The organism is Sphingomonas sp. Leaf33 (assembly GCF_001421785.1).
Lineage (GTDB): Bacteria > Pseudomonadota > Alphaproteobacteria > Sphingomonadales > Sphingomonadaceae > Sphingomonas.
The window spans coordinates 735,685-762,147 of the sequence record NZ_LMLB01000001.1 but is presented as its reverse complement, the minus strand read 5'-3'; the positions used below and the strand labels follow the sequence as shown (position 1 = coordinate 762,147).

The 26,463-nt window shown below is 67.8% G+C and carries 30 protein-coding genes; 11 read left to right on the top strand and 19 right to left on the bottom strand.

Features of this window, described 5'->3' with window-relative positions:
* Positions 1-81 precede the first annotated feature (81 nt).
* On the bottom strand, positions 82-579 hold the full coding sequence (locus ASE86_RS03850; protein ID WP_056422571.1) for a hypothetical protein: 498 nt from the start codon (positions 577-579) through the stop codon (positions 82-84).
* A 104-nt stretch (positions 580-683) separates the two neighbouring features.
* On the opposite strand from ASE86_RS03850, the gene ppc reads away from it, so the two are divergent.
* The 3 genes from ppc to ASE86_RS03835 all read left to right on the top strand — a co-directional run bounded on the left by ppc (position 684) and on the right by ASE86_RS03835 (position 5,563).
* Positions 684-3,359 (top strand): phosphoenolpyruvate carboxylase, encoded by a 2,676-nt coding sequence (gene ppc, locus ASE86_RS03845; RefSeq protein WP_056422567.1) that lies wholly within the window; start codon positions 684-686, stop codon positions 3,357-3,359.
* Positions 3,360-3,503: 144 nt separating this feature from the next.
* The gene (locus tag ASE86_RS03840) at positions 3,504-4,874 is read left to right on the top strand and encodes a glutamate--cysteine ligase (RefSeq protein WP_056422564.1); all 1,371 of its coding nucleotides are present in this window, start codon (positions 3,504-3,506) and stop codon (positions 4,872-4,874) included.
* Between the two features lie 5 nt (positions 4,875-4,879).
* Complete coding sequence (locus ASE86_RS03835; protein WP_056422560.1) at positions 4,880-5,563, top strand: DUF2490 domain-containing protein; 684 nt, start codon at positions 4,880-4,882, stop codon at positions 5,561-5,563.
* A 58-nt stretch (positions 5,564-5,621) separates the two neighbouring features.
* Here ASE86_RS03835 and ASE86_RS03830 read toward each other — a convergent pair whose 3' ends face one another.
* Positions 5,622-5,957, bottom strand: coding sequence for a hypothetical protein (locus ASE86_RS03830; protein WP_056422557.1), 336 nt, complete (start codon positions 5,955-5,957; stop codon positions 5,622-5,624).
* A gap of 97 nt (positions 5,958-6,054) precedes the next feature.
* Positions 6,055-7,335, bottom strand: coding sequence for a methyltransferase family protein (locus ASE86_RS03825; protein ID WP_056422555.1), 1,281 nt, complete (start codon positions 7,333-7,335; stop codon positions 6,055-6,057).
* Between the two features lie 115 nt (positions 7,336-7,450).
* Between ASE86_RS03825 and ASE86_RS03820 the strand changes: the two genes are divergently transcribed.
* Both ASE86_RS03820 and ppa read left to right on the top strand, forming a co-directional pair.
* On the top strand, positions 7,451-9,379 hold the full coding sequence (locus ASE86_RS03820; RefSeq protein WP_056422552.1) for a M61 family metallopeptidase: 1,929 nt from the start codon (positions 7,451-7,453) through the stop codon (positions 9,377-9,379).
* Positions 9,380-9,401: 22 nt separating this feature from the next.
* Positions 9,402-9,986: an inorganic diphosphatase gene (gene ppa / locus ASE86_RS03815; RefSeq protein WP_056422549.1), complete on the top strand. Its 585-nt coding sequence runs from the start codon at positions 9,402-9,404 to the stop codon at positions 9,984-9,986.
* A gap of 113 nt (positions 9,987-10,099) precedes the next feature.
* Here the strand turns inward: ppa and ASE86_RS03810 are convergent, their stop codons facing one another.
* The 6 genes from ASE86_RS03810 to ASE86_RS03785 form a co-directional block, all read right to left on the bottom strand.
* Complete coding sequence (locus ASE86_RS03810) at positions 10,100-10,462, bottom strand: TfoX/Sxy family protein (protein WP_056422546.1); 363 nt, start codon at positions 10,460-10,462, stop codon at positions 10,100-10,102.
* The gene (locus ASE86_RS03805; protein WP_056422543.1) at positions 10,462-10,782 is read right to left on the bottom strand and encodes a DMT family transporter; all 321 of its coding nucleotides are present in this window, start codon (positions 10,780-10,782) and stop codon (positions 10,462-10,464) included. Before ASE86_RS03805 ends, ASE86_RS03810 begins: the two co-directional genes overlap by 1 nt.
* Positions 10,783-10,813: 31 nt before the next feature.
* Positions 10,814-11,641: a hypothetical protein gene (locus ASE86_RS03800; protein WP_056422540.1), complete on the bottom strand. Its 828-nt coding sequence runs from the start codon at positions 11,639-11,641 to the stop codon at positions 10,814-10,816.
* 3 nt (positions 11,642-11,644) lie between these two features.
* The gene (locus ASE86_RS03795) at positions 11,645-12,328 is read right to left on the bottom strand and encodes a hypothetical protein (protein ID WP_156347019.1); all 684 of its coding nucleotides are present in this window, start codon (positions 12,326-12,328) and stop codon (positions 11,645-11,647) included.
* 526 nt (positions 12,329-12,854) lie between these two features.
* Positions 12,855-13,337, bottom strand: coding sequence for a GNAT family N-acetyltransferase (locus ASE86_RS03790; RefSeq protein ID WP_056422536.1), 483 nt, complete (start codon positions 13,335-13,337; stop codon positions 12,855-12,857).
* A gap of 146 nt (positions 13,338-13,483) precedes the next feature.
* A complete protein-coding gene (locus ASE86_RS03785) occupies positions 13,484-14,377 on the bottom strand; it encodes a DMT family transporter (protein ID WP_056422533.1) in 894 nt (297 codons plus the stop codon).
* Between the two features lie 42 nt (positions 14,378-14,419).
* Between ASE86_RS03785 and ASE86_RS03780 the strand changes: the two genes are divergently transcribed.
* From ASE86_RS03780 to ASE86_RS03770, 3 genes are read left to right on the top strand one after another with little or no spacing between them, the layout of a single operon-like run.
* Complete coding sequence (locus ASE86_RS03780; RefSeq protein WP_056422530.1) at positions 14,420-15,073, top strand: DUF1345 domain-containing protein; 654 nt, start codon at positions 14,420-14,422, stop codon at positions 15,071-15,073.
* Between the two features lie 46 nt (positions 15,074-15,119).
* Entirely contained in the window at positions 15,120-15,392 is a 273-nt protein-coding gene (locus ASE86_RS03775) for a CopG family ribbon-helix-helix protein (RefSeq protein ID WP_056422527.1), read from the top strand.
* The gene (locus tag ASE86_RS03770) at positions 15,380-15,673 is read left to right on the top strand and encodes a type II toxin-antitoxin system RelE/ParE family toxin (protein ID WP_056422525.1); all 294 of its coding nucleotides are present in this window, start codon (positions 15,380-15,382) and stop codon (positions 15,671-15,673) included. The genes ASE86_RS03775 and ASE86_RS03770 overlap by 13 nt, the downstream gene beginning before the upstream one ends.
* Positions 15,674-15,678: 5 nt before the next feature.
* Here the strand turns inward: ASE86_RS03770 and ispG are convergent, their stop codons facing one another.
* Entirely contained in the window at positions 15,679-16,797 is a 1,119-nt protein-coding gene (ispG, locus tag ASE86_RS03765; RefSeq protein WP_056422523.1) for a flavodoxin-dependent (E)-4-hydroxy-3-methylbut-2-enyl-diphosphate synthase, read from the bottom strand.
* Positions 16,798-17,054: 257 nt separating this feature from the next.
* Between ispG and ASE86_RS03760 the strand changes: the two genes are divergently transcribed.
* From ASE86_RS03760 to ASE86_RS03750, 3 genes are read left to right on the top strand one after another with little or no spacing between them, the layout of a single operon-like run.
* The gene (locus ASE86_RS03760; RefSeq protein ID WP_056422520.1) at positions 17,055-18,218 is read left to right on the top strand and encodes an acyltransferase family protein; all 1,164 of its coding nucleotides are present in this window, start codon (positions 17,055-17,057) and stop codon (positions 18,216-18,218) included.
* 16 nt (positions 18,219-18,234) lie between these two features.
* Positions 18,235-19,185 carry an isoaspartyl peptidase/L-asparaginase family protein gene (locus ASE86_RS03755; protein WP_056422518.1) on the top strand — a complete coding sequence of 317 codons (951 nt, stop codon included), beginning with the start codon at positions 18,235-18,237 and terminating at the stop codon, positions 19,183-19,185.
* Positions 19,186-19,236: 51 nt separating this feature from the next.
* Positions 19,237-20,103 carry a S1/P1 nuclease gene (locus tag ASE86_RS03750; RefSeq protein ID WP_056422515.1) on the top strand — a complete coding sequence of 289 codons (867 nt, stop codon included), beginning with the start codon at positions 19,237-19,239 and terminating at the stop codon, positions 20,101-20,103.
* Positions 20,104-20,296: 193 nt separating this feature from the next.
* Here ASE86_RS03750 and ASE86_RS03745 read toward each other — a convergent pair whose 3' ends face one another.
* From ASE86_RS03745 to tolR, 9 genes are all read right to left on the bottom strand, one after another.
* Positions 20,297-21,253 carry an alpha/beta hydrolase gene (locus ASE86_RS03745; RefSeq protein ID WP_056422512.1) on the bottom strand — a complete coding sequence of 319 codons (957 nt, stop codon included), beginning with the start codon at positions 21,251-21,253 and terminating at the stop codon, positions 20,297-20,299.
* Position 21,254: 1 nt separating this feature from the next.
* Positions 21,255-21,518, bottom strand: coding sequence for a hypothetical protein (locus ASE86_RS03740; protein ID WP_056422509.1), 264 nt, complete (start codon positions 21,516-21,518; stop codon positions 21,255-21,257).
* A gap of 9 nt (positions 21,519-21,527) precedes the next feature.
* A complete protein-coding gene (locus tag ASE86_RS03735; protein WP_268795306.1) occupies positions 21,528-21,743 on the bottom strand; it encodes a PF20097 family protein in 216 nt (71 codons plus the stop codon).
* Position 21,744: 1 nt separating this feature from the next.
* A complete protein-coding gene (locus tag ASE86_RS03730; RefSeq protein ID WP_056422504.1) occupies positions 21,745-21,945 on the bottom strand; it encodes a hypothetical protein in 201 nt (66 codons plus the stop codon).
* A gap of 9 nt (positions 21,946-21,954) precedes the next feature.
* On the bottom strand, positions 21,955-22,857 hold the full coding sequence (locus ASE86_RS03725; RefSeq protein WP_056422501.1) for an SPFH domain-containing protein: 903 nt from the start codon (positions 22,855-22,857) through the stop codon (positions 21,955-21,957).
* Between the two features lie 102 nt (positions 22,858-22,959).
* Complete coding sequence (gene pal, locus ASE86_RS03720) at positions 22,960-23,496, bottom strand: peptidoglycan-associated lipoprotein Pal (RefSeq protein ID WP_056422499.1); 537 nt, start codon at positions 23,494-23,496, stop codon at positions 22,960-22,962.
* A gap of 160 nt (positions 23,497-23,656) precedes the next feature.
* The gene (gene tolB, locus ASE86_RS03715) at positions 23,657-25,000 is read right to left on the bottom strand and encodes a Tol-Pal system beta propeller repeat protein TolB (protein ID WP_414881252.1); all 1,344 of its coding nucleotides are present in this window, start codon (positions 24,998-25,000) and stop codon (positions 23,657-23,659) included.
* Positions 25,001-25,005: 5 nt separating this feature from the next.
* Positions 25,006-25,983, bottom strand: a complete 978-nt coding sequence (locus ASE86_RS03710) for a hypothetical protein (protein WP_056422496.1) — start codon at positions 25,981-25,983, stop codon at positions 25,006-25,008.
* Positions 25,983-26,417, bottom strand: a complete 435-nt coding sequence (tolR, locus tag ASE86_RS03705) for a protein TolR (RefSeq protein ID WP_056422494.1) — start codon at positions 26,415-26,417, stop codon at positions 25,983-25,985. Before tolR ends, ASE86_RS03710 begins: the two co-directional genes overlap by 1 nt.
* Positions 26,418-26,463: the final 46 nt, after the last annotated feature.

Sequence of the window (26,463 nt, the reverse complement as noted above, 5' to 3'; positions counted from 1 at the left end):
TTCTCCGCACAGGACAGCCATCGCGGCCCGCCCCCTCCACCAGCCTGCGGCTGGTCCCCCTCCCCGTGCCGGGGAGGATTTTTACCCGCCCACCGTTATCACGCTCTCGCTCTTACCCGCACCGGCGTCCGTCGTCGTCAGCCGGAATGCCTTGCCCTCGTTCGTCGTGCCCGTCAGGTCGTTGCCGTCGGCCTTCAGCGTGAAGCCGTTGCTCGACAGCCGGCCCTGGAACCAGTCGCGCACCGCCGCAGTGCCGACGGGGCTGGTGAAGTTGACCTTCACACCGCCGGTGCCGTTGTTCCCAGACACGTCCATGTTCGTGATCCGCGACCCTTCGGGCAGGTTGACACCGTTCAGCGTGAAATCGCTCGCGTCGAGCTGGACCTTCGGCAGGTCGATGTTCGCCTTGAAGCCCGGCAGGTCGACCGCGACCTTGCCGTCCTTGCCCAGGTTCGCCGAGAATCCGTTGCCGTCGCCGCCCTTGATCGAGATCTGGGTGCCGTCGTCACCGCCTGCGCCGTCGTTCGACCCGCAGCCGGCCAGCAACAGCGCCGGCGCCAGGATCAGCAAGGTCCGCATCGATCTACTCCTGTATTATCTATCCAACACACGTAAGAAACGCTCGACCCTGCGTCAACGTTTCATGGTTGACCGCGGCATACGCTGCGGCGCAACAAAGAAACATGGCAAGCCTTCCCCCCATCGCGAATAATGCGGATGTCCGCTTTCTCGGCAAACTTCTGGGCGACGTGATCCGCGCCTATGGCGGGGAGGCGCTGTTCAAGCGGATCGAATATATCCGCGCGACCAGCGTCGACCGCGCGCGCGGAGTCGCGGGCGCGGACGCGATCGACACCGGGCTCGATCGGCTGAGTCTCGACGAGACGCTGGATTTCACGCGCGGCTTCATGCTGTTCTCGATGCTCGCCAATCTGGCCGAGGACCGGCAGGGCGTGGCGGCCGAACACGGCGCCGATGTCGCCCACGCACTCGACCGGCTGGCGAACGAAGGTGTCGATCGCGCCGCGGTGCTTGCGCTGCTGCAGGATGCGCTGATCGCGCCCGTCCTGACCGCACACCCAACCGAAGTCCGCCGCAAGTCGATGATCGACCACCGCAACACCATCGCCGACCTGATGGCGCTGAAGGATCGCGGGCTGGACGAGACGCTGGACGGCGACCGTATCGACGACGCGATCCTGCGCCAGATCGCGCTGCTGTGGCAGACGCGCGTCCTGCGCCGCGAACGGCTGTACGTCGCCGACGAGGTCGAGACGGCGCTGAGCTACCTGCGCGACGTGTTCCTGCCCGCCCTCCCCGCGCTCTACGCGCGCTGGGACCGGGCGCTGGGCGAGCGGGTGCCCTCGTTCCTGCGCCCCGGCACCTGGATCGGTGGCGACCGCGACGGCAACCCGTTCGTCACCGCCGATTCGCTGCGCCTGGCGCTCGGTCGCGCCGCCGAAGCGGTGCTCGGCCACTATCTCGACAAGGTCCATGCGCTGGGGGCGCAACTGTCGATCTCGACCGAACACAGCGCTGTCGCCGAAGGCGTCCTGGCGCTCGCCATCCAGAGCGGCGACGAGGGCAAGAGCCGCGAGGACGAACCGTACCGCCGCGCGCTGTCGGGGATCTACGCCCGCCTTGCCGCGACGCATCTGGCGCTGACCGGCAAGCCCGCCCCCCGCCCCGGCGCGCTGAAGGGGGAGGCTTACCCCGACCCCGCCGCCTTCCGCGCCGACCTGGCGGCGATCGCGCACGGGCTGGCCGGCGACGGCACCGGCCCGCTGTCCTCGGGCGGCAAGCTCAGCCGGCTGATCCGCGCGGTCGAGACGTTTGGCTTCCACCTCGCGACACTCGACCTGCGCCAGAACAGCGCGGTGCACGAACGCGTCGTCGCCGAACTGCTGAAGGCAGGCGGCGTGTGCGACGATTATGCGAGCCTCGACGAGGACGCCCGCGTCGCCCTGCTCCGCGACGAACTCGCCAGTCCGCGCCCGCTGACCAGCCCCTATGCGACGTACAGCGAGGAAACCGCGTCCGAACTCGCGATCGTCCGCGCCGCGGCCGAGGCGCAGGGCAAATACGGCCGCGCCTGCATCCGCCAGTATATCGTGTCGATGGCGCAGTCGGTGTCCGACCTGCTGGAGGTCCACCTGCTGCTGAAGGAGGCCGGGCTGTACATCCCCGGCAAGTCTCCGCAGGCGCACATCATGGCGGTGCCGCTGTTCGAGACGGTCGCCGACCTGGAACGCGCGCCCGCCATCATGCGCGCCTGGTTCACGCTTCCCGAAGTCGCTGCGATCGCCACCGCGCGCGGCGTGCAGGAAGTGATGATCGGCTATTCGGATTCGAACAAGGACGGCGGCTACCTGACGTCGACCTGGCAGCTGTCGAAGGGATCGTCGGCGCTGGACCCGGTGTTCGACGAGGCAGACGTCCGGATGCAGCTGTTCCACGGCCGCGGCGGGGCGGTCGGGCGGGGCGGCGGGTCGTCGTTCCAGGCGATCCAGGCGCAGCCCGCCGGTACCGTGCAGGGCCGCATCCGCGTGACCGAGCAGGGCGAGATCATCGCGGCGAAATACGGCACGCACTCGTCAGCAGTGACGAACCTGGAGGCGATGGCGTCGGCGACGTTGCTCGCCAGCCTCGCGCCCGCCGAACTGCCCGCCGCCGACAAGGCGCGGTTCGAAGCGGCGATGGACACACTCTCCGACACCGCATTCAAGGCCTACCGCGACCTCGTCTACGGCACCGAGGGGTTTCGGACGTACTTCCGCCAGGCGACGCCGATCGCCGAAATCTCCGGGCTGAAGATCGGTTCGCGCCCCGCATCCCGCAAGAAATCGGACGCGATCGAGGATCTGCGCGCGATACCGTGGGTGTTCAGCTGGGCGCAGGCGCGTGTGATGCTGCCGGGCTGGTACGGCGTCGGCCAGGCGCTGGAGGCGTTCGAGGACAAGGGGCTGCTACGCGAGATGGCGGCGAGCTGGCCGCTGTTCCAGTCGACGCTCGGCAACCTGGAACAGGTCCTAGCCAAGTCCGATCTCGACATCGCGGCGCGCTATGCCGCGCTGGTCGAGGATCGCGCGCTGGTCGACACTGTATTCGGCCGGATCAAGGGCGGCTGGCAGGCGACGCACGACGGCCTGCTGGGCGTCACGCGCCAGACCCGACTGCTGGAGAAGCACCCCGGTCTAGAAACCTCGATCCGGCTGCGGCTGCCCTACATCGAGCCGCTCAACCTGCTCCAGATCGAGCTGCTGAAACGCCACCGCGCGGGCGAAAGCGACCCGCGGATCGGCGAAGGCATCCTGCTGTCGATCAACGCGATCGCGACCGCGCTTCGGAATAGCGGGTAGCGACTTATGCCCGTCATTCCCGCGCAGGCGGAATCCATCTCCCACGGCTGCCCAAGCGGAGGCTACGGGAGATGGATCCCTGCCTACGCGGGGACGACGTCGGCGGGGCTAGCGCGCCCCCTTTTCGCGGCGTAAGGGCGCGGCATGACGACCAAGACGGTTTCGGATAGCAACGCACCCACCATCGAGTCGGTCGAGCAGCTCTTCGCCAGCTTCGCCCGCGGCGAGAAGCCGCGCGAGCAATGGCGGATCGGGACCGAGCACGAGAAGTTCGTGTACAAGCGCGACGACCATCGCGCCCCGTCCTACGACGAACCCGGCGGCATCCGCGACCTGCTGGCCGAGCTGGAGCAGTTCGGCTGGAAACCGGTGGACGAGGGCGGGAACGTCATCGCGCTGACCGGAGCCGACGGATCGGTCAGCCTGGAGCCTGCCGGCCAGTTCGAGCTGTCGGGCGCACCGCTCGACAATCTGCACCAGACATGCGCCGAAACCGGCCGCCACCTGAAACAGGTGAAGGCGGTCAGTGAGAAGCTGGGGATCGGCTTCCTCGGCCTCGGCATGTGGCCCGACAAGGCGCGCGACGACCTGCCGCGGATGCCCAAGGGCCGGTACGGTATCATGCTGAACCACATGCCGCGCGTCGGATCGCTCGGTCTCGACATGATGCTGCGCACCTGCACGATCCAGACGAACCTGGATTACGCATCGGAAGCCGACATGGCGAAGAAGTTCCGCGTCAGCCTGGCGCTCCAGCCGCTCGGGACCGCGCTGTTCGCCAATTCGCCGTTCACCGAACGCAAGCCCAACGGCTTCCTGTCGTTCCGCAGCCACATCTGGTCGGACACCGACCCGCACCGCACCGGTATGCTGCCGTTCGTGTTCGAGGACGGCTTCGGCTACGAACGCTATGCGCAGTACGCGCTCGATGTACCGATGTACTTCGTCTACCGCGACGGCAAGTACATCGACGCAGCGGGCCTCAGTTTCCGCGATTTCCTCGATGGCAAGCTTTCCGTCCTGCCCGGCGAGCGGCCGACGATGGACGACTGGAACGACCATCTGTCGACCGCCTTCCCCGAAGTGCGCCTTAAGACCTTCCTCGAGATGCGCGGCGCCGACGGCGGCCCGTGGGACAGCATCTGCGCCCTGCCCGCGCTCTGGGTCGGGCTGCTGTACGACGACACCGCGCTCGACGCCGCCTGGGACCTGGTCAAGGACTGGTCGATGGACGAGCGCGAGGCGCTACGCAACGCGGTCCCGAAACTCGCGCTCGACGCACCGATCCGCGGCGGCACGCTGAAGGACATCGCGGGTGAAGTGCTCGACATCGCGACCGCGGGCCTCTCGGCGCGGGCGCGGCTGAACGGCGCAGGCGACAGCGAGGCGGGCTTCCTCGATCCGCTGCGCGCGATCGTGCGGTCGGGCAAGGTCCCCGCGCAGGTGCTGCTCGATCGCTATCACGGCGCGTGGAACGGCGACGTTTCGCGCGTTTACGACGAGTATAGCTACTGACTGCCATGCGTGTCGCGCTTGCCGCAACGCTGCTGTTCGTCGCCGCACCCGCGGCCGCGCAGACGGTCCATGATCCGCAGGCGTGGTGGCAGATGAACGCCGTCGTCCCGCTGTCGGAGAAATTCCGCCTGACCGTGGAGCAGATCGGCCGGGTGAGCGACGACGAGGGCGGGCTGTACCAGACCGAGGTCGGCACGCTGCTGGGCTACAAGGCGAGCGATCACGTCGAATTCGGCTTCGGCTATCGCCGCGTCGGCGGGCACAACGGCCAGCGCGGCGCGGACGAGGACCGCATTCGCCAGCACGTCATCCTGACCTTCGGCCGCTTCACCGGGCGCTTTCGCGTCGACGAACGCTTCCGCGACGATCGGCCCGGTGTCGGTATCCGCATCCGCCCGCTGCTACGCTACAACCTGCCGATCGGAGCCAAGAAGGGGCTCGCCGCCTTCTACAGCCACGAAAGCTTCTTCCTGCCCAACACCACCGTATTCCAGCGCCGTGGGTACGAGCGGATGCGCAACATCGTCGGCATGACTCTGCCGATCGCGACCGGCGTCAGCGCCGACGTCGGCTACCTCAACCAATACCGCTTCGCGCGGGATGGAAACCCTGCGCAGATGGTCCATGCGCTGACGGTACAGATGACGCTGAGCATGAAGGCGCACAACGGACCGAGGTTGGACGACTAGAATCGTACGCGGTCTGCCCGTCGCTGCGAAACGGCACACCGGCCGCGTCGTGGACCATCTACTGCGGTACATCCTGGTTGATCTGGAAGTCGCAATCCGCCGGATCGTTCAGCGAGCATCCGTTCGTGTCGCCATTGTGATCCCAGCTTGGGGTCGTCGAGAATTCGCCGGTCGAATAGCCATAGTTCCACTGGTTGCCGCTGGCTTCCGACTTCAGGCCGATCGAGCCGTTCGGGCTCACGAGCTCCATGGCGCACGTCGTTTTTCCAGGCAGCGTGCCACTCGTCACGCCTTCGCCGGGCGGGGTTCCCGGAAGGTCCTGCAGATTGCCGCCATCCAGCCAGATCTGCCAGGCGACACCGGTGTTGTTGTAGATGTGGCGTGTCGTGCTCATCGTGCGGCTCTCTCCCTGGTGCACCGTTGACGATCGCATCGATGCCGGGAAAGCGCGAGGGAAAACGACGACCAGTGCGTCGGCCCTGAGCCGATCGTCAGCCCCGCAGTCGCGCGACGATCCGCGGCACCGGCCCGCGGCGCGCCATCCAGTCGCTGTACGCGCGATACGCCGGGTCGGCGCCCAGATGCCGTTCCTCGGTCTTCGCGCGCCACCAGTAGACGGCGCTGACCGCGGTCATGATCGCGGCGTTGCGTACCCCCTCGCTCACGCTGCCGGTCGTGACCAGGAACGGCAGCGTCGACAGCCACCAGAAGATGTTCTTCGCCAGGTACGCCGGGTGCCGGCTGAACGCATAGGGCCCGTGCGTCAGGATGCCGCGGTGGGTCAGGTTGGAGAAGCGCAGCCCGAACGCGACCGTCGCCCAGGCATAGACCGCGGTCAGCGCGACCAGCGTGGCACCTACCGCCGTCATCGCGACCGGATCTCCCTGCAACCAATAGGTCCAGTCGGCCGTACCGGGGTGGTAATCGAGCGGCCCGCCCGGCGCCATCAGGATGAACGGCGGATAGCAGATCAGCGCCGCCGCCCAACCCTGGGCATGCGGCTGCGCGCTGCGGATATGCGCATCGAGCACGCGGAATGTCAGCATGTAACCAAGGCACGCGAACGCCACGTCGACGACGAACATCAGCGTCACCAGCCACTTCGCCAGCGCGACGGGATCTCGCGCGAGGGCCGACAGGTCGGTCGCGACGAAGCCGGCGAACCCGCCGGGCACGACGCCCAGCATGAAAGCGAGGAAGAACCCCTTCACCGCCCAAGCGCGCAGGTGCACGGCGATCGCTGCGCGGTCGGGCGCGGCGTCCCTCAGGTCGAGCAGCCACGCGCCCAGCGCCCACGCTCCGTCGCGCGGGCTCACCAGATAGCGGTCCATCCAGATCACCCAGGGCACCGACAGCACGACCAGCACCGGCGCGGCATAGGTCAGGCAGGCGATGGCGAAGCCGAAGCTCCCCTCGCCATAGAAGCGGAACACGCCGTACACCGCAGCGATCGCGGCCCAGGTCGCCCAGAGCCCGGCGAGCTTGGTCAGGCTTATGTCGAGCGTCGCGCGCAACGGTCGCGGATTGCTCCAGTCGATCCCGGTCGACGGGTTGCGATGAACCTTGTCGACGGCGAGCGACCAGACGACCATCGGCACGGCGCAGGCGACGAGCGCGGTCAGCGCCGACAGCGGCCCGCTCATGCCGTACCGCACCGCAAGCGCGATCCAGGCGAGCAGCCCGCCGAGCCCCGCGAGCCCGACGCCCGTTGACACCGCCGACGCCGGGCGCGGATCGGCGGCAGCCTTGGCAAGAGCGGGGTCGTGATACATCCGCGCTGGCGTAGCCGGCATTGGTTAAGGAAGCGGTCGGGAAGCCCCCCCCTTTACCTGCCGCCCCCGCCCCCGTACGCAACGCGACATCCTTCCCGCTTCACAAAGGGTTGCCATGAACCGCACGCTTGCCCTCGCCGCGCTTCTCCTCGCCTCGACCGCCGCGCCTCAGACAGTCGGGGCACAGGCCCAGAACAGCCAGCCGGCGGCGACCGCGCCGTTCACCACGCGCATCCCCGACGCGCGCGACATCGCCTACCCCGGCGTCATCGAACTCGACGTCGATGCGACCAACATCGGCCAGGGGATCTACCGCGTGAAGCAGCGCGTGCCGGTGGCCGAGGCCGGGCCGCTCACGCTCCTCATGCCCGCCTGGCTGCCCGGCAAGCACGGCCCCCGCGGCGAGATCGAGAAGCTGGCGGGGCTGAAGATCACCGCGAACGGCAAGACGCTGGCGTGGACGCGCGATCCGGTCGATGTCTACGCATTCCACGTTGATGTGCCCGCGGGTGCGAAGGCGGTCGATCTCGACTTCCAGTTCCTCGGCGCGACTGCCGGCAACCAGGGCCGCATTTCGATCGCACCCAACATGCTGAACCTGCAGTTCGAACAGGTCAGCCTGTACCCGGCCGGCTATTACACTCGTCGCATCCCGATCCAGGCGACCGTCAAGTACCCCGCCGGCTGGACCGCCGCCTCGGGCCTGCCAAGCCGGGCCAACGGATCGACCTATGCCTACCAGCAGACCGATTACGAGACGCTGGTCGATTCGCCCGTCTTCGCCGGCCGCTACTTCAAGCGCTGGGAACTCACGCCGCGTGTCGGGTTGAACGTCGTCGCCGATTCCGCCGACGAACTGACCGCCGCGACGCCCGAGATGATCGACAAGCACAAGGCGCTGGTCGCCCAGTCGGTCAAGCTGTTCGGCGCGCAGCATTACGACAAGTACGAGTTCCTGCTGGCGATCACCGATGAAATGGGCGGCATCGGGCTGGAGCATCATCGATCGTCGGAGAACGGCGTCGATCTCGGCTATTTCAAGGAATGGAAGGACGCGGTCGGCGACCGCGACCTGCTGCCGCACGAATTCACCCATAGCTGGAACGGCAAGTTCCGCCGCGGCGCCGACCTGTGGACCTCCGATTTCCGCACGCCGATGCGCGACAATCTGCTGTGGGTCTACGAAGGGCAGACGCAGTTCTGGGGGCTGATCCTCGGCGGCCGGTCGGGCATGCTGAGCAAGGACGAAGTACTTGACAACCTGGCGCTGTGGGCCGCGGGCCAGGACCTGACCAAGGGCCGCCAGTGGCGCCCGCTGGTCGACACCACGCACGATCCGATCATCTCCGCCCGCCGGCCCAAGGGCTGGCAGAACTGGCAGCGCAACGAGGATTACTACGTCGGCGGTGCGCTGGTCTGGCTGGAGGCGGATGCGATCATCCGCGAACGCACCCGCGGCGCCAAGTCGATGGACGACTTCGCCCGCGCCTTCTTCGGCGTGCGCGACGGCGACTGGGGCACGCTGACGTACACGTTCGACGATGTCGCGAAGACGCTGAACGACGTGACGCCATACGATTGGGCGACGTTCCTGAAGGAGCGGGTGTACGACGTGAATTCGGCGCCGACGATCAACGGACTGACGCGCAACGGATACCGCCTGGTCTACACCGACACGCCGAACGCGGTCGCCAAGTCGGGAGAGAAGGGATCGAAGTCGACCAGCTTCGCCTTTTCGCTGGGCATGACGGTCGCCAGCGACGGCTCTGTGCGTGCGGTCGTGTGGGATTCACCCGCGTTCAACGCCGGGCTGGATGTCGCGACGACGGTCGTCGCGGTCAATGGCGACGCCTATTCGGCCGACAAGCTGAAGGCGGCGGTCACCGCGGCCAAGACGTCGAAGGATCCGATCAAGCTGCTGGTCAAGAACGGCGCGAAGTTCCGCGACGTCGCGCTCGACTATCACGATGGCCTGCGCTACCCGCGCCTCGAAAAGGTGGGGACGGGCGAAACCGGCCTCGACCGCCTGCTCGCAGCGAAATAATCGAATAGGGAAGAGACAAGACATGCGGATCGACCTGATCCCCGTGGGCGATGACCCGCCCCACAGCCTGAACGTCATCATCGAGGTCCCGACGGGCGGCGAGCCGGTGAAGTACGAGTTCGACAAGGCGTCCGGCGCGCTGTTCGTCGATCGCATCCTGCACACGCCGATGCGCTATCCGGCCAACTACGGCTTCGTCCCGCACACGCTGTCGCCCGATGGCGATCCGCTGGACGCGCTTGTCATCGCGCGCTCGCCGTTCGTGCCGGGCTGCGTCGTGCGGGCACGGCCCATCGGCGTGCTGAACCTGGAAGACGAGGCCGGCGGCGACGAGAAGCTGATCTGCGTTCCGGTCGACACCACGTTCCCCTATTATTCGGACGTCGGCGAACGACAGGACCTGCCCTCGATCATCTTCCAGCAGATCGAGCATTTCTTCACCCACTACAAGGATCTCGAAAAGGAGAAGTGGGTTCGCATCGGCAAGTGGGGCGACGCCGCCGAGGCCCGCCAGATCACGCTCGAAGCGATCGAACGCTACAAGACCGACAAGGACGCCGCCGAAGCGTCGGTCGACGCGACGGGCGTGGATACGCCGCAGGGGTAACCTCTATTTCGTCATTCCCGCGGAGGCGGGAATCCATAGTCGCTGACGGCAGTGGGTCTCACGTCGTTCAGCCAGAATGGATTCCCGCCTCCGCGGGAATGACGGTTTTGAAGTCAGTCCTTTTTGCTCTTCTTTGCCTTCTTCGGCGCCCTGAGCCCCGCCTCCAGCCCCAGCCGCGCCCAGCGCAGCATCGCGTCGGGATCGTCGAACACATTGTCGGGCGCGCGACGGTAGTTCATCGACCCGACCCGCCCGTCATCGAACGCAAAGGTGAAGCGGTCCGCGCCTTCGGCATCCCAGACGGCATCGCTCACCGCATCCGCCTTGAACCGCAGCACGCCGTCGGACGTCAAGATCGCGAAGACCTGTCCGTCCAGGTACAGCGTTGCGCCACCCATCATGGCGCGCTTCGTCAGCGTACCGAGCGGCGCGGTGCACTCCGCGATCCATTCGATCAGCCCAGTCTCGAAGCCCATCAGCGCCCACTCGTCAGCTTCAGGCCGGCGATGCACGCGACCGCGCCCAGGATCAGCAGCAGCCGCACCGGCGTCGCCGCTTCGCCGAACCAGACGATGCCGATCAGCACCGTGCCGAGCGCGCCGATGCCCGTCCACACCGCATAGGCCGTGCCCATCGGAATGGTGCGCGCGGCATATTCGAGCAGGACCATCGACAGCGTGACGCTGACCAGGAATCCGACCGTCCACGGCACGTTGCGGAAGCCATCGGCATAGCGCAGGCAGGTGGTGAACCCGACCTCGAACAGCCCGCCGAGCAAGAGATAGATCCAGGCCATGGCCGGAACGATGGCAGATCGGACCGCCGGGTCAACCGGCCGGTTGCGCACTCGGTCGCACGATCAGCGGCGCGACGACCACGAACGCCGCGCCGATGAATGTTGCCGTCCGCCGGACGATCTCGGGATCGGACACGGTCATCATGTCGGCAAGCCAGCCCGGATCGGTCGCGGTCACCCAGAACAGATAGGACAGCGCGGCAACCGCCAGCGCGACGATCTGCGGCGGCCCGCCACGGCTCGGCTGTGTAGCGAACCAGCGCAGGATGACCAGGATCGCCAGGCCGACCACGACCACGAACAGCGTTGCCCGCCCGTAAAGCCCGACCCCGGTGCCATAGATCGCCAGTGCTTCTGCCGGGAACAGGTTGGTGAGCTTCTGATAATAGTTTGGGTCGCCCGGGGAAGGTGGTGGTGGTGGTGGCGGTGTGGCCGAGGTATTCACCTCCGCGACACCCACATCCAGATTGCCTTTCAGGATCGACGGGCTCGGCGTCACCAGCGCCGGCGCCGCACCACCGATGCGGAGCGATCCACGCAATTTCTCCATGAGATTGCGCGAGGCAGCCGCCTGGCGCAACGCCGTCGACGCGTCATGCGCAGCCGCGGTCGCCGTGTCGACCGATGCCGGAGCCGGTGTCATCGCCTCGGCACGCGTCGCTGCAAGCTCCACCGCCGCCCGTAGCGCCGGGCTTCCGGCCGACGAACTTGCCAGGAAGCGGGTTCGCTCCTCTTCCAGTTCGGTGAGCGCGCGGTTGATCTGGCTGGAAAACGGTTCGAAGGCGAGCTGCGCGAATTTTGCGTTGAGCGCCTCGACAGCACGGTGGGACAGGCTGCGAATGTCATCCTTGATCGGCATTGGTCATGCTCCCGCCAGGGCGCTGACCGCACCCGAGATCAGATCCAGTGCACGCCAGATCCGTTGGCGCGTAATCTCGGCGACGCGCTTTTTCTGCGCCGCCGTCAGTGTGGGATCGGGTTGCAGCACGGCCCGCAGATCGCGATGCGCTTCGATCAGGACGAGCACAGCCGCCTCGGCCTGGCGCGCGCTGGCGGCACTGGCGGCGAAATCCTCCTCGACATTCGCCAGCGCGAGCGCGACGGCACGGCGTTGCTCGAAATCGCGCAGGTCGGTCTGCCGGCGATAAACCAGCACGTTCGCCCGCTCGGCCCGCGCCACGCTGTCGTGGTCGGCTTCGGCGAAGTCGCGCATGTCGGCCAGGATCGATTCCAGCCCGGCGTCCACGGCATCGCCGCTTTGCAAGGCGATCCGCCGAATGTCCGCGACCTGACGCCGCTCATGCGCCAGATCGGCGACCATCTGCAGCGCGGCGACCAGGGCCGTGCCTTCCTTCGACCCTAGCGCCGATGCCGCGGACGGAACCCGGACCCCGGCGACACCGGCGATGACGCCGACATCGTCGAGTTTTCCGGCGATCCCACCGAGTTCCTCGTCGAGATCGGGCGACTTGCCGTCGAGAACCTTGGCCAGGGCGGACGCATAGTCGGCGGTCGCCGCGAGGACCGCCAGGCGCGGCTTCAGCAACTGCCGGCTGATCGGGTCCAGTTCCAGCGGGAAGCTATTGGCGTCGCTCGGCCGTTCCCGCGACGGCACGCAGAAGCTGTCGGGCCGTCCCCGCGCGACGGCGGCCTTGCGGACGTAGACCACATATCGATTGGTCACGGCGTCGCGGTACGGCTGGCAACTGGGCTCTGCCGCGATCAACGCGGCGTTCGCGGCCCGACGGCGCTGCGCGACATCGCCTAGATAGGCTTTTGCCGACGCGACGGTCGCCGTCGATGTATCGACGAAGCTTCGGGTCGTTTCGACCCGCAAGGCATTGGTTGCGCATCCGCAGAGCACCAGCGGCCCAAAAACCGCCACGATCCCTTGCCGCGTCATGTAAGTCCTTCCCCAAAGACTCGGCGAAACGCAACTGACCGAAGCACAACAGTACGACGCAGAGTCGATACCGAGTCAAGTCACCGTCAAAGCGACAGCTTTCATATTGGATATAGTGGTTACCGGTCGGATTTATCTTGGGGAACTTCAACACGCTAAGCGATAATCTTCACCCTCGACCCGCCAGCCGAGGCAGGGCTTCGCCGGACACGCGGTACGTCCGCCATTCGTCCATCGGCACCGCGCCCTTCGACAGGTAGAACCGAATCGCATTCTCGTTCCAGTCGAGCACCGCCCATTCGAACCGCGTGCAGCCCCGATCGGCCGCGATACCGGCGAGGTGGGTAAGCAGTGCCGCGCCGACGCCTTGCCCCCGTGCCTCGGGCGTTACGTACAGGTCCTCCAGATACAGCCCGCGCCACCCTGTCCAGGTCGAAAAGTTGAAGAAATACAGCGCCATGCCGGCGGCCAGGCCGTCGATCTCGGCGACGACCGCATAGGCGGCGGGCTGGTCGCCGAACAGCGCGTCGTCGAGCAGCGCTTCGGTCGCGACGACCTTGTCGGCGGCGCGCTCGAACTCGGCGAGCTCGCGGACGAAGCGCAGGATGGTCGGCACGTCGGCGCGCGCGGCGGGGCGGAGGGTGGTGGTCATACTCGTATCTTACGGCTTAGGCTGTGAATTACGAACCTTATCCCGTTCGTGCTGAGCTTGTCGAAGCACTGCCCTTCTCTCTGCCGCGCAACCCGCGACTCGAAGAAAGGCAGCCCTTCGACAAGCTCAGGGCGAACGGGGATAGGCTAAACCACCACCGGCTTCGACCGCGCCGCGACCAGCGATCCCGCGACGATCGCGGCCGCGCCGGCCAGCGTCCACGGCGACAGCGTCTCGCCGAAGACCAGCCACCCCAGGATCGCCGCCCATACGAACGAGGTATATTCGGTCGGCGCCAGATAGCTCGCCGGGCCATGGCGGTACGCCCAGCCGAGCAGCAGCAGCGACGTCACCGCCAGCACCGCCGCGCCCGCGATCACCGGCCAGTGCTCGACCGCCGGCACGCTGGCGAAGCACGGCGCGGCGGGAGCCAGGCACACGCCGACGATGACGCTCTGCCAGAACGCGACCTCTATGGGTGCGGCGACCTGCGCCTGCGCGCGCATCAGGACGATGTTGAAGGCATAGCAGACCGCGCTCGCCAGCACCGCAATCGTGCCTTCGAACGCATCGGCGCCAAGGGCGGCGCGCGCCTGCCCGGTCAGGATCAGTCCGACGCCGACTGCGGCGCACACGCAGGCGATGACCGAGCCGGTCGGCACACGTTCCTTCAGGATCAGCGCGGCGAGGAACAGCGACAGGATCGGCGCGACGAAGGCGAGCGCGATCGCCTGCGCCATCGGCACCCGCGCCAGCCCCCAGAAAAAAGCTAGCGCCATGACGGTCGAGACGATCCCGCGCAGGACATGCAGCCGCATCGCCGTGCGCGACGGCCAGGGACTGCGCAAGGATGCGTACAGCGCGCCCGACACCAGGATGCCAACGACGCTGCGCCAGACCATCGTGGTGTAGACGCCGAGCGTGATGACCAGGCCCTTCATCACCGCGTCCATGCCCGAAAAGACGAGGATACCGAGCGCGGCAACACCAAAGGCGAGCGGCAGGGGTACAGGCCGGTGCGTGGGGTTGTCGTCGGTCATTTCACCCTCCCCGGCCGGTCCGCCGCCGGCTATAGCAGCGCGATGCCCGCGCACCAGCCGACGATCGGCAATCGCCTCGCCCCGCCCCGCTTCCTGGCGTTCTGCGGGATCGCGCTCGTCACCGTGCCGCTCGCGATCGCACGGTTCGACTGGTCGGGCGGCACCATGATCGGATTCGACATCGCGGCGGCGGTCTTCCTCGGCTCGATCGTGCCGCTGCTGCGCACCGCCGACAGCGAAGCCATCCGCGTGGCGGCCGCGCGCAACGACGCCAATCGCCCGATGCTGCTGGCGATCACCGCAGCGACGTCGCTTGCGATCCTGGCCGCGGTGACCGGCGAGCTCATCGCCAAGGGCGCGCTGCCGCCGATCAAGATCGCGCTGGTGCTCGCGACTCTGGCGCTGTCCTGGCTGTTCGCCAACACCGTCTACGCGCTGCATTACGCGCACATGTTCTACAGCCGCGACGATGATGGCGGCGGGGACGAAGGCGGGCTGGACTTCCCCGACTGCAAGGAGCCCGATTACTCGGACTTCCTCTATTTCGCCTTCACGCTCGGCATGACATTCCAGACCAGCGACGTCAGCATCACCGACCGCCGCCTGCGCCGCACGGTGACCGTCCACAGCCTGGCGGCGTTCGTATTCAACCTGGGCATCGTCGCGTTCACGATCAACGTGCTGGGGGGTGGTTGAAATCAGCCTGCGGCGCTATATCGGAAGGTAGTACCGGAGACTATCGATGGCGACTTCGCTGAAGATCGACGATTCCATGAGGGGCCGCATCCGCCGCCTCGCCGACGTGCGTGACCGCACGCCACACTGGATCATGCGCGAGGCGATCCGCGAATATCTGGAACGGGAAGAAGCGCGGGAAAGCTTCCTCGCCGATGCGATGACGGCTTGGGAAGAGTATCGTGAAACCGGCCGCCATGTTGCCGGCGACGATGCTCTTGCCTGGCTCGCGACATGGGGAACCGCGGACGAGCGCCCGGCGCCCCCGTGCCGCGACTGATTCTGACCGAACGCGCGGTCGCCGATGTCGAGCGATGTCGCACGTTCCTCGCCGAGCGGGATCACCGCGCCTCGACCAGAGCAGCCGCGGCGATTGCCGACGCTCTTCGCCGGCTGACCGCAAACCCCGCCATCGGCCGCCCGGTCGGCGCGCGGCCACCGTTTCGCGAACTGGTCATCCCGTTCGGCACGACGGGCTATGTCGCGCTCTACACACTCGACGCTGATGACGACGCGGTCGTCATCCTCGCGCTGCGTCATCAGCGCGAAGCGGGGTACTGACGCCCCTACGCCGCCTGCGCCGCCGCTCCGCTCGCTTCCAGCTCCGCCGCCTTCGCCTCGACCAGCGTGACGATGTGGTCGAGCATGTCGGCATCCTCGACCGTATGGTCAGTCACGCCCGACAGATAGACCATATGCTTCCCGTTGCCGCCTCCGGTCAGCCCGATGTCGGTCTCACGCGCCTCGCCGGGGCCGTTGACGACGCAGCCGAGCACCGACAGCGACAGCGGCGTGCGGATGTGCTGGAGGCGATCCTCCAGCGCCTGGACGGTGCGGATCACGTCGAAGCCCTGCCGTGCGCACGATGGGCAGGACACCACGCGGACGCCGCGGTTGCGGATGCCCAGGGACTTCAGGATCTCGAAGCCGACGCGGACTTCTTCCTCGGGCTCGGCCGACAACGACACGCGGATGGTGTCGCCGATGCCGAACCACAGCAGGCTGCCGATGCCGATCGCGGACTTGACCGTCCCCCCAACGAAACCGCCGGCTTCGGTGATCCCCAGGTGCAGCGGGCAATCGACCGCTTCGGCCAGCTGCTGGTATGCCGCGACCGCCAGGAACAGGTCACTCGCCTTCACCGCCACCTTGAATTCGTGGAAGTCATGGTCCTGAAGCAGCTTGATGTGGTCGAGCGCGCTTTCGACCAGCGCCTCGGGACACGGCTCGCCGTATTTCTCGAGCAGGTCCTTCTCGAGGCTCCCGGCATTCACGCCGATGCGGATCGCACAGCCGTTGGCCTTGGCGGCGTTGACCACTTCCTTAACCCGCGCCGACGATCCGATGTTGCCCGGATTGATCCGCAGGCAGGCCGCGCCGGCGTCGGCGGCTTCCAGCGCACGCTTGTAGTGAAAATGGATATCGGCGACGATCGGCACGCGCGAGGCGCGGACGATGCCCTTCAGCGCCGCGGTGCTTTCCACATCGGGGCAGCTGACGCGGATGATGTCGACGCCCGCATCCTCGCAGCGGCGGATCTGGTCGATCGTCGCCACCGCATCGCTGGTCGGCGTGTTGGTCATCGTCTGGACGGTGACCGGCGCGTCGCCGCCGACGGGGACGTTGCCGACCATGATCTGGCGGCTGGGGCGGCGTACGATATCGCGCCAGGGACGAACGGACATGGGGAGTTTCCTCAGGGATTTGGCCACCATATAGCCCTGCCGGTCGGAGAGGGAAACCGCCCTCTCCCCAGTCGGGCCGAGCGGGTCGATGCCCTGCCCTGCGTGTCGACACGCTTGGTGCGGCGCCCCATAAAAAGGACAGCCCCCTTTGGCTGTCTGCCTGCGGAGGTCGCTCTCGACAGGCTTCGACAAGCTCAGGGCGAACGGTGGCGGCTGCGGGTGGCCCGCCCCGGCCAAACCCGCTACCGCACCCCGCGATGGCACGGCATTACGGCATGGACTGGTTGCGGATCGGGGCGTTCGCGCTGCTGATCCTCTATCATGTCGCCATGGTCTTCGTGCCATGGCCCTACCATGTGAAGGCGGTGCAGACGGTCGACTGGGTGACCGTGCCGATGGCGCTGACCTCGCCGTGGCGGCTGACGCTGTTGTTCCTCGTATCGGGCTATGCCAGCCGCGCGATCGTCACCCGGTCGCCGGGCCTCTGGCGCTTCGTCCGGTCGCGGACCAGCCGGCTGCTGCTCCCTCTCGCCTTCGGCATCGCGGTCATCGTGCCGCCGCAGGCCTGGGTGGAGCTGGTGACCCAGCACGGCTACACTCGCGGCTACCTGTATTTCTGGACGCACGATTTCTTCGCGTTTCGCACGCTCGACGGCGTCCTGCTGCCCAACTGGAACCACCTGTGGTTCGTCGGTTACCTGTGGATCTACACCGTCGCGCTGGCGCTGCTGCTCGCCCTGCCGCGGCCCAGGGCGTTGCAGGTCGGGTTCGACCGGCTGTTCGGGGGGGCACGCGTCGTCTGGCTGCCGATCGCGTATCTGCTGGTCGCCCAGGTCTTCGTGTTCCGGCGCTGGAGCGACACGCACGACGTGATTCACGACGGCATCGCGCATCTGGGGTTCTTCCCCGCCTTTCTGTTCGGCTTCCTTCTCGCCGCCGCGCCGAACACCATGGCGGCCCTGGTGCGCTGGCGCTGGGTATCGCTGGCGCTGGCCGCGGCAAGCTACGCCATCGTCGGCGGCGTCGCGATCGTCTGGCCGGGCGTCAGCTCTCCGCCGGACTGGGTCGTCGACCAGATCCTGTGGGCGCGCCAGGTCGAGTGCTGGGCGAGCATCGCCGCGCTGATCGGCATCGCGGAGGCGCAGCTGAACCGCGACCACCCGGTCCGCGCGATGCTGGCGGAGGCGGTGTTCCCCTTCTACCTCGTCCACCAGACGATCATCGTCGTCGTCGGCTACTGGCTGCGGCCGACCGGGCTGCCGCTATCGGCGCAGTTCCTGGCGCTGATCGCGGCGACCTGTGCCGGGTGCTGGGTCTTTTACCGCACGGCCCGCGAGGTCGCGCCGCTGCGCCGCTTCATCGGGTTGCGTCCCCGCGCGCCCACTGCTGCGGCCCGCCACATGCCGCATCCCTCGTTCTGACGCCGGAGCCTTCGCCATGACCGCTGCCCCCTCTCCCGCCCCGCATCCCGGCTGGACGCTGGTCGTTCATGGCGGCGCCGGCATCCTGCCGCGCGGCCAGTTGACGGCCGAGCAGGATGCGACGGCCCGCGCCGGGTTGAACGCAGCACTCGATGCCGGCCAGGCGGTGCTGGCGGCGGGCGGCCATGCGCTCGACGCGGTCGAAGCGGCGGTGCGCGTGCTGGAGGACGATCCCGCCTTCAACGCCGGGCGTGGCGCGGTCTTCACGTACGAGGGCACGCAGGAACTTGACGCCGCGATCATGGACGGCCGCACCCGCGCCGCCGGTGCCGTGGCGGGCGTGACGGCGACGAAGAATCCGGTTACGCTCGCCCGCCGGGTGATGGAGGCGAGCCCCCATGTCCTCCTGACCGGCACCGGCGCCGATGCGTTTTCCCGCGACCAGGGGGTCGAGCAGGCCGACCCTGGCTGGTTCGCGCTGCCCGAACGGCGCGAACAGCTGGCGCGGATGAAGGCCGATTCGGCAACCGGCTTCGATGTCGACATGAAATACGGCACGGTCGGCGCGGTCGCCTGCGACACCCACGGCCATGTCGCCGCCGCGACCTCGACCGGCGGGGTTACCGGCAAGCGCTGGGGCCGGGTCGGGGATTCGCCGCTGATCGGCGCCGGTACCTACGCCGATGACCGTGCCGGTGCGGTCAGCGCGACCGGATCGGGCGAATTCTTCATCCGCGAAGGCGTCGCCCACGAAATCTGCGCACGCGTCCGCTTCCTTGGCGAAACACTGCAAGCCGCCGGCGACCATGTCATGGCCGACGTCCGCGCGATGGGCGGCACCGGCGGCATCATCCTGGCCGGCCCGCACGGCGACATCGCCTGGAGCCTGACGACACCGGGCATGTACCGCGCGCGCGCGTCGGCGACGGGCGAGCGGCTGGTCGCGATCTATGGCGACGAGGGTTGAGCCGACGGAACCCGCTTTCCCCGCCGCGCGGCGCGCGCTAGGCGCAAGCCCATGATCCGCAAGCTTTCCGCGCTGCTCGCGCTCGTCGCCTCGCTGTTCGCCATGCCCGCCCAGGCATATTGGGAATATGGCCATGAAACCGTCGCCGCGGTCGCCTGGGCGAACGTCAGCCCGGCGACACGCGCGAAGGTAGCCGCGCTGTTGCGCCAGCAGAGACTGCTCGAGACGCCGACCTGTCCGGCGGGGACGATCGAACAGGCGAGCGTCTGGGCCGATTGCGTCAAGCCGCTCGGCGAACGGTTCAGCTATGCCTATTCCTGGCACTATCAGAATGTGAACGTCTGCAAGCCGTTCGACCTGAAATCGGCGTGCAAGGACGGCAATTGCGTGTCGGCGCAGGTCGAACGCGACGTGAAGCTGCTGAAGGACCCGAAGGTGCCGGAGCGCGAGAAGCTGATGGCGCTCGTGTTCCTGATTCACTTCGTCGGCGACCTGCACCAGCCGCTCCACGCCGGCGATCGCGGCGATCTGGGCGGCAATCGGGCGAAGGCGGATTACGGGATGTACGGGCCCGACCGGCTGAACCTCCATTCGATCTGGGACGGCTATCTGGCCGAGCGCGCTATCTCCACCCCGCCACCGATCGTCAAAGCGTATCCGGCGGCCGAGCGTGCCAGCATCCAGGCCGGCACGGTCGAGGACTGGAGCCGCGACAGCTGGCAGGTCGCAAAGGACGCGGTGTATGCGACCGCGATGGGCGACCCGTGCGGCCCCGTGCCGGCGCGCGCCAAGCTCGACGACGCGACGATCGCCAGGCTGGTCGAACCGGCGCGCCAGCAGGTGGTGAAGGGCGGCCTGCGTCTGGCGCGGTTGCTGGACGAAGCGTTTGCCCCGCAGCCGGTCGCACCCGCCAAATAAACCGGTCGCCGCCGCACCGGCGGGAATCCGTTCGCGGCGGTACTGCGCAGAGACAACCACACCCGTCGTCCCCGCGAAGGCGGGGACGCATCTCCCGCGGTGTCCACCGGGCGTGCACGGGAGATAGAGCCCCGCCTTCGCGGGAATGACGGTAGGGAGGAGGCGCCGGGCCCGGGAGGATGGGGCTGTGGCGTTACTTCGCCGAGCCCGCTCCTCGGGCACCACCCGGCTTTACCGCCCCCACCACGGCATCGACCACACCGAGCGCGATCGGCAGGGAGGAGTCCGCATAACTCCTCTGGTTCGCCAGCCGGTCGCTGCCGACGACCTTCAGCACATGATTGACCCCCGGCACGACGGTCAGCGTCGCCTTCGGGTTCGCGGCTGCCAGGCGTCTGGCGTCGTCCGCGACCGACACCTGAAGGTCGGCGTCGCCTTGTACGATCGCGACCGGTACCTTGGCCGTGGCGGCAAGCTTTGCGGGATCGAGTGCGATCGCGCGCGCCAGATAGGCCTGCACGCCCAGCGGGAACATCTGCCCCAGCGGCACGGGCAGCGTCGCGGGATCGACCGTCCTGCCCGCCTCCACCGTGTCGAGCAAGCCGAGCGCGGCATCGAGGATCGGGGCGTTGGCCGGGTTGGCGCGGAACTGCGCGCGCATCACATTGCCCAGCGATCGGCCCGGCGACGACACCAATACGACGCCGCAGATACCGTCCGCGGCCTGCGCCGCCTGCAGCGCGACCATCCCGCCCTCACTATGCCCGACCAGCCAGGCGCAAGCGTTGCCGGTGCGCTTCGCCGCCAGCCTGGCCCACGCCCGCGCGTCGGCGGCATAGTCCGCCATCGTCGCGCTGTTGGCATCGGCGACCGCGGCGCGGCTGCCGAACATGCCGCGCTTGTCGATGCGGATTGACGACACGCCCTTCGCAGCCAGCGCGTCGGCCAGCATCCGGTACGATCCGGCGGTGATCCCCAGCGGGCTGTTGCCGTCGCGGTCGGTCGGTCCCGACCCGGGAATGATGACCACCGCCGGCCCCTTGCCCCCGGCCAGCGTCAGCGTGCCCGCCAGCGGCCCTTGCGGCCCCGGCACCGTCACCTGTTCGACCTGCGGCGCGGCCGCCGCCAGAAGCATCGCCGTCAGCATCATCTCACTTTCCTCCCCATCGCCAGCCAAGACCGCCATCGGTCTTGATCGCAATCACAAACAGATAGCCGGTCGTGATCCCGGCCCCCAGCGCCATGCGCGCGCCGTCGGTCGGCATCGTCCGCACCGCCACGCCGATCGCGATCAGGTACAGCGCCGTCGCCACCCAGCCCATGACCGTCGCCGGTGTCGCGCCGAAGCCGTAGGCATGGGGCACGAACCAGTAGCCGGGCCGGACCCCAGTCGTGGCAGGGCGAAGAACAATCATCTTGCCTCCTTATCGCGCATAGCTTTCGAGGAATCCGCACCGGCCGCAGCGCCATGTCTCGACCGACAGCCTGGTCCGCCCCTTGAGCTTCAGGCCAGACCAGAAGCTCTTCACCGGCTCGCCTTCGACCCAGTGCGCGGTTTCATAATGATGACTGGCGTTCTGCTCGACCAGAAACCCCCGCATCATCGAGCCCTGACATCGGGGACAGCCTTGCGGTTTCATCCTAATCCTCCTTGGGCGGGCGACCCCGCCGTGCCGGCACCGGCGCGTCGAGCTTTATCCCACGCCGTGACAGCGCCTCGCGCAGCAGGCATTCGATCTGGGCGTTGGCGCTCCGGAGGTCGGCCGACGCCGACCGCTCGATCGCCGCATACAGCGCGGGATCGAGGCGTAGCGGGAACGCCTTCTTCGGAGGAGCGGCCACGTCGCGCGCTTACTGGTACAGCGTGCCCGTATTGACGACAGGCTGCGCGTCGCGGTCGCCGCACAGCACGACCATCAGGTTGCTGACCATCGTCGCGCGGCGTTCGTCGTCCAGTTCGACCACGCCCTTGGCCGACAATTGCTCCAGCGCCAGCTGGACCATGCCGACCGCGCCGTCGACCAATGTCATCCGCGCGGCAACCACCGCCTGCGCCTGCTGGCGACGCAGCATCGTGCCGGCGATCTCCTGCGCATAGGCCAGGTGGGTGAAGCCGCATTCGTCGACGGTGATGCCCGCGACGCGCAGCCGGGCGATCAGTTCGGCCTGAAGCTCGCTGCCGATCTGCTCGTGATTGCCGCGCAACGTGACCTCCAGATGCTCGAAATCGTCGTACGGATAGCGCGCGCCGATGGTGCGGACGGCGGCTTCGATCTGGACGTTCACGAACGCCTTGTAATCGTCGACGTCGAACAGCGCCTGCGCGGTGTCGGTCACGCGCCAGACGACCTGCGCCGCCATTTCGATCGGGTTGCCGCGCAGGTCGTTGACCTTGATCTTGTCGGAAATGATGTTGTTGGCGCGGACCGACACCGTCCGCCGCATCAGCCACGGGATCACCCAGCGCAGCCCCTCGGTCCGGTCGGTGCCCTTGTAGGCGCCGAACAGCGTGATCGCGGCGGCCTGGTTGGGCTGGAGCATGTAGAAACCACAGCCGATGAGCAGCGCCATCAGCGCGCCCAGCCCGAGCGCGGTCGCGGCGAGCAGCGGATAATCGGTCGTCAGCAGGAAGCCGAACCCGCCCGCGACGAGCACGAGCAACAGGAGCAGCAGCATCGGATAGCCGCTCAACGTGCCGGCGACGGTTTCGCTGCTATGAGTGAGCGTACGGCTCGAACGTGACGAATCGGTCATCCCTGCCTCCCTTTAATGTGATATCACATTTATATCGGGATTTAGGGGAGTCAAGCGATCACGAACGCCCCCCTCCCCGTTCGGGAAGAGGGCGTCGCAAGGTCAATTCACCGTCACGGTCACCGCGCGCCGGTTCTGGGCATAGCTCGCTTCGTCCGAGCCGAGTGCCGCCGGGCGTTCCTTGCCATAGCTGATCGTGCTGATGCGGCCGGCGCTGATGCCGCGTGCCGCCAGATAGTTCTTGGCCGCGTTGGCACGCCGGTCGCCCAGCGCCAGGTTATACTCGCGCGTCCCGCGTTCGTCGGCATGGCCTTCGATCGTGATACGCACGTTGGGGTAGCGCGCCAGCCACTGCGCCTGGGTGTCGAGGATCGTCCGCGCCTCGGCATCGATGTCGAACATGTCGAGCCCGAACAGCACCGTGTTGCTGCTGACCGACCGCAGGAAATCGGCCTGGCTGCCCGGCACGATCGCACCGCCGACGTCGCCGGTCGACGTGCCGCCGGCGTTAGGATCGGTCGATGTCTGGCCGCTTTCGACCGGGGCCGGCGGCAGGACCGGCGGCTTCTTCTTGGCGCAGCCGGCCAGCGCGACGGCAAGGGCGGCGGTCAGGACCAGCGTGGTCCGCTTGGTTGCCATGATCGTGTCTCCTTCGGGTTGATCGGTCTTGGCGAAAATTCTGTAACCGGCGGGCATACCTAACCCCATTCGTGCTGAGCTTGAGGAAGCGCTGTCCTGTCTTGCGCGTCGAAGAAGGGCAGCCCTTCGACAAGCTCAGGGCGAACGGGAGAGATGAGGCTTATGGACGTAACGGCCCCCAGCTCGGATCGCTCCCGTCGAGCGGGGTCGGGATGCGGCGTTCGTTGGTTCCGGTCAGGTCGACCGACCAGACGTCGGCTTTGCCCGATCCTTGCGCGGCGCGGAAGAAGGTCAGCACGCGGCCGTTGGGCGACCAGCTCGGCCCTTCGTCGCCCCAGCTTTCGGTCAGCAATTTCTCAGCGCCGCCCGACGGCGACATGATGCCGATGCGGAAGCGGCCGCCCTCCATCTTGGTAAAGGCGATCAGGTCGCCGCGCGGGCTCCAGCTGGGCGTCGCATAGCGCCCGCCGCCGAAGCTGATCCGCTGCGGGTTCGATCCATCCGCGTTCATCACGTACAGCTGCTGCGACCCGCCGCGATCGCTCTCGAACACGATTCTGGAGCCATCGGGCGAATAGCTGCCGCCGGTGTCGATCCCGGCCGAGTTCGTCAGCCGCTGCGGGCTGCCCCCACTGGCGGCGACCCGGTAGATGTTGGTCGTGCCGCCCTGCGCCATCGAGAACAGGATGTATTGGCCGTTAGGCGAGAAGCGCGGGGCAAAGGTCGTCGCGACCCCGCTCACGACGCGTCGCGGCCGGCCCGATCCGAGGTCGAGAACGTAGATCGATGGCACCTTGTCGTCATAGCTCATGTAGACGATCGACTGCTGGTTCGGTGCGAACCGCGGGGTCAGCACGATCGACTGGCCGTTGGTCAGGAAGCGGTGGTTGGCCCCGTCCTGGTCCATGATCGCCAGCCGCTTGACGCGCTTTCCCTTGGGCCCCGTCTCCGAGACATAGACCACGCGGCTGTCGAAATAGGGCCCCTCGCCCGACAGGCGCTGATACACCGCATCGGCGCATTTGTGCGCGGCGCGGCGCCAGTCGGACGGTGCGACGACGAAGCCCTGCCGCGTCAGTTCTGTCTTGGCGAACACGTCGTACAGATAGCAGCCGACCGTCAGCGTACCGTCGCCGTTGGCGCGGACGAAGCCCTGGACCAGCGCCTGCGCGCCGGTGCCGCCCCAATAGGGAAAGTCGGGGGCAGTGACCTGATCGAAGCCGACGGGGCGCAGCTGGTCGGGCCCGAGCGGCTTGAACAGCCCAGAATTGCGCAGGTCGTTGGTCACGACTTCCGCCATCTGGCGCCCGAGCTGGTCCGTACTGCCCGCCGCCGTCGATTGCGGGCTGGGCGTCGGCATCGGCGGGACCGCGATCGGCATCGGCTGCCCGACGCTCGCGCCGCCGGTCACATCGACCTCGACCTGCGCGGTGGCGGGGGTGGCGGCGAGCGTCGCGAGACCCACAGCGGCAGCCGCAAACACGGAGAACGACAGATTACGCATGATGCTCATCCCGGCAGCCGGTAGTTGATGATGATGTCCTTCCACCCGCCTTCGTACAGCTCGGCAGGCAGCTTGTACGGCGCGCACTGGATCACCGCGGCGCTGGCGAGTTCGCCGACGCGTTGCTTGTAGCGATCGTTCTCGTCGTCGACCCCGGTCTGGCCCGACACGACCGGCCGTGCGGCCAGCGAACCGTCCGGGTTCATCCGGATGCGCAGCTTGGTCCGAATCTGGTTCGCGCCGGGCCCGGGGTTCGGGATGCGGTTCGCGCACGGCTGGACCTGTCGCGCGATCGCGTCGCCCAGCCCTGCCACCGCCTGCGCGCTGACGTTGGTCGAGCGCGGGGTCTGCGCGGTGCCCTTTTCGGCCGACTGCGCCAGGCTCTTGCGGAAATCGTCCCCCAGCACGCTGCCGCGCGGCCGCGCTGCCTTGGAAGCGGGAGCATTGCCGGGACGTTCGGGCGCCACGTCCGGGCGCGACAGACCGGGCCGCGAGGGCTTGGCTGCGGGCTTCGCCGGCGGGCTCGGGGCCGGCGCGGCCTTAGCGGGCGCGGGCTTGGGGGCCACCTTGAGCGGCTCGGCCTTCGGCGGCGTGGGCCTGGGGGGCGTCTTCACCGGGGCCGGCTTGGGCGCCGGTGCCGGGGTCGCCTTCGCCGGCGCGGGCTTCGGCGGCGCCGGCCTGGGCGGCGGCGGGACCGGTGCGGGGGGCGGCGGTGCAGGCTCGGGTTCAGGCTGAGCTTCGGCAGGCGCCGGCGCGGTGTCCTCGACGGGTCCGACCTCGGGCGCTTCGGCCGGCGCTGGGGCCTCGGTCGCCGCCGGCGCGGCGCTTTCCACGGCGACTTCGTCGACCAGCGAGATGTCGATCGGCTTCGTCGTGAGTTTCACCGGATTGGGCGTGCTGAGAAACCCGACCGAGAGCAGGCCGAACAGAGCGACATGCCCCGCGACCGCGATCCCCAGCCCGTATTTCTCGGCGCGCTCCATCAGTTGCGGTCGCCCGCGTTGGTGACCAGCGCGACGCGGTTCAGCCCGGCGCGGTTGAGCTCGCCCATCACCCGCATCACGCGGCCGTAGTCCAGCCCTTTGTCGGCGCGCAGCAGGATCTGCGGTGGATTGTCGGGCGTCCCCGACCCCGCGATCTGCGCCAGCCGGTCGTCGAGCGTGCCGGTAACTTCATCCTTGTCGATGAAGATGCGTCCCTGGTCGTCGATCGCCATGTCGACCGGCTTCTGCTCCTGGTCCAGCGGCTTGGCGCGGCTGTCGGGCAGGTTCACCGGCACACCTGCGGTCAGCAGCGGCGCGGTGACCATGAAGATGATGAGCAGCACGAGCATGACATCGACCAGCGGGGTCACGTTGATATCCGCCATCGGCGCGCGCCGGCCCTTGCCGCGCTGCGAGGGAAGGTTGACGGCCACCGCTCAAATCCTCCCCGCTCGCGGGGAGGGGGACCGCGACGCGCAG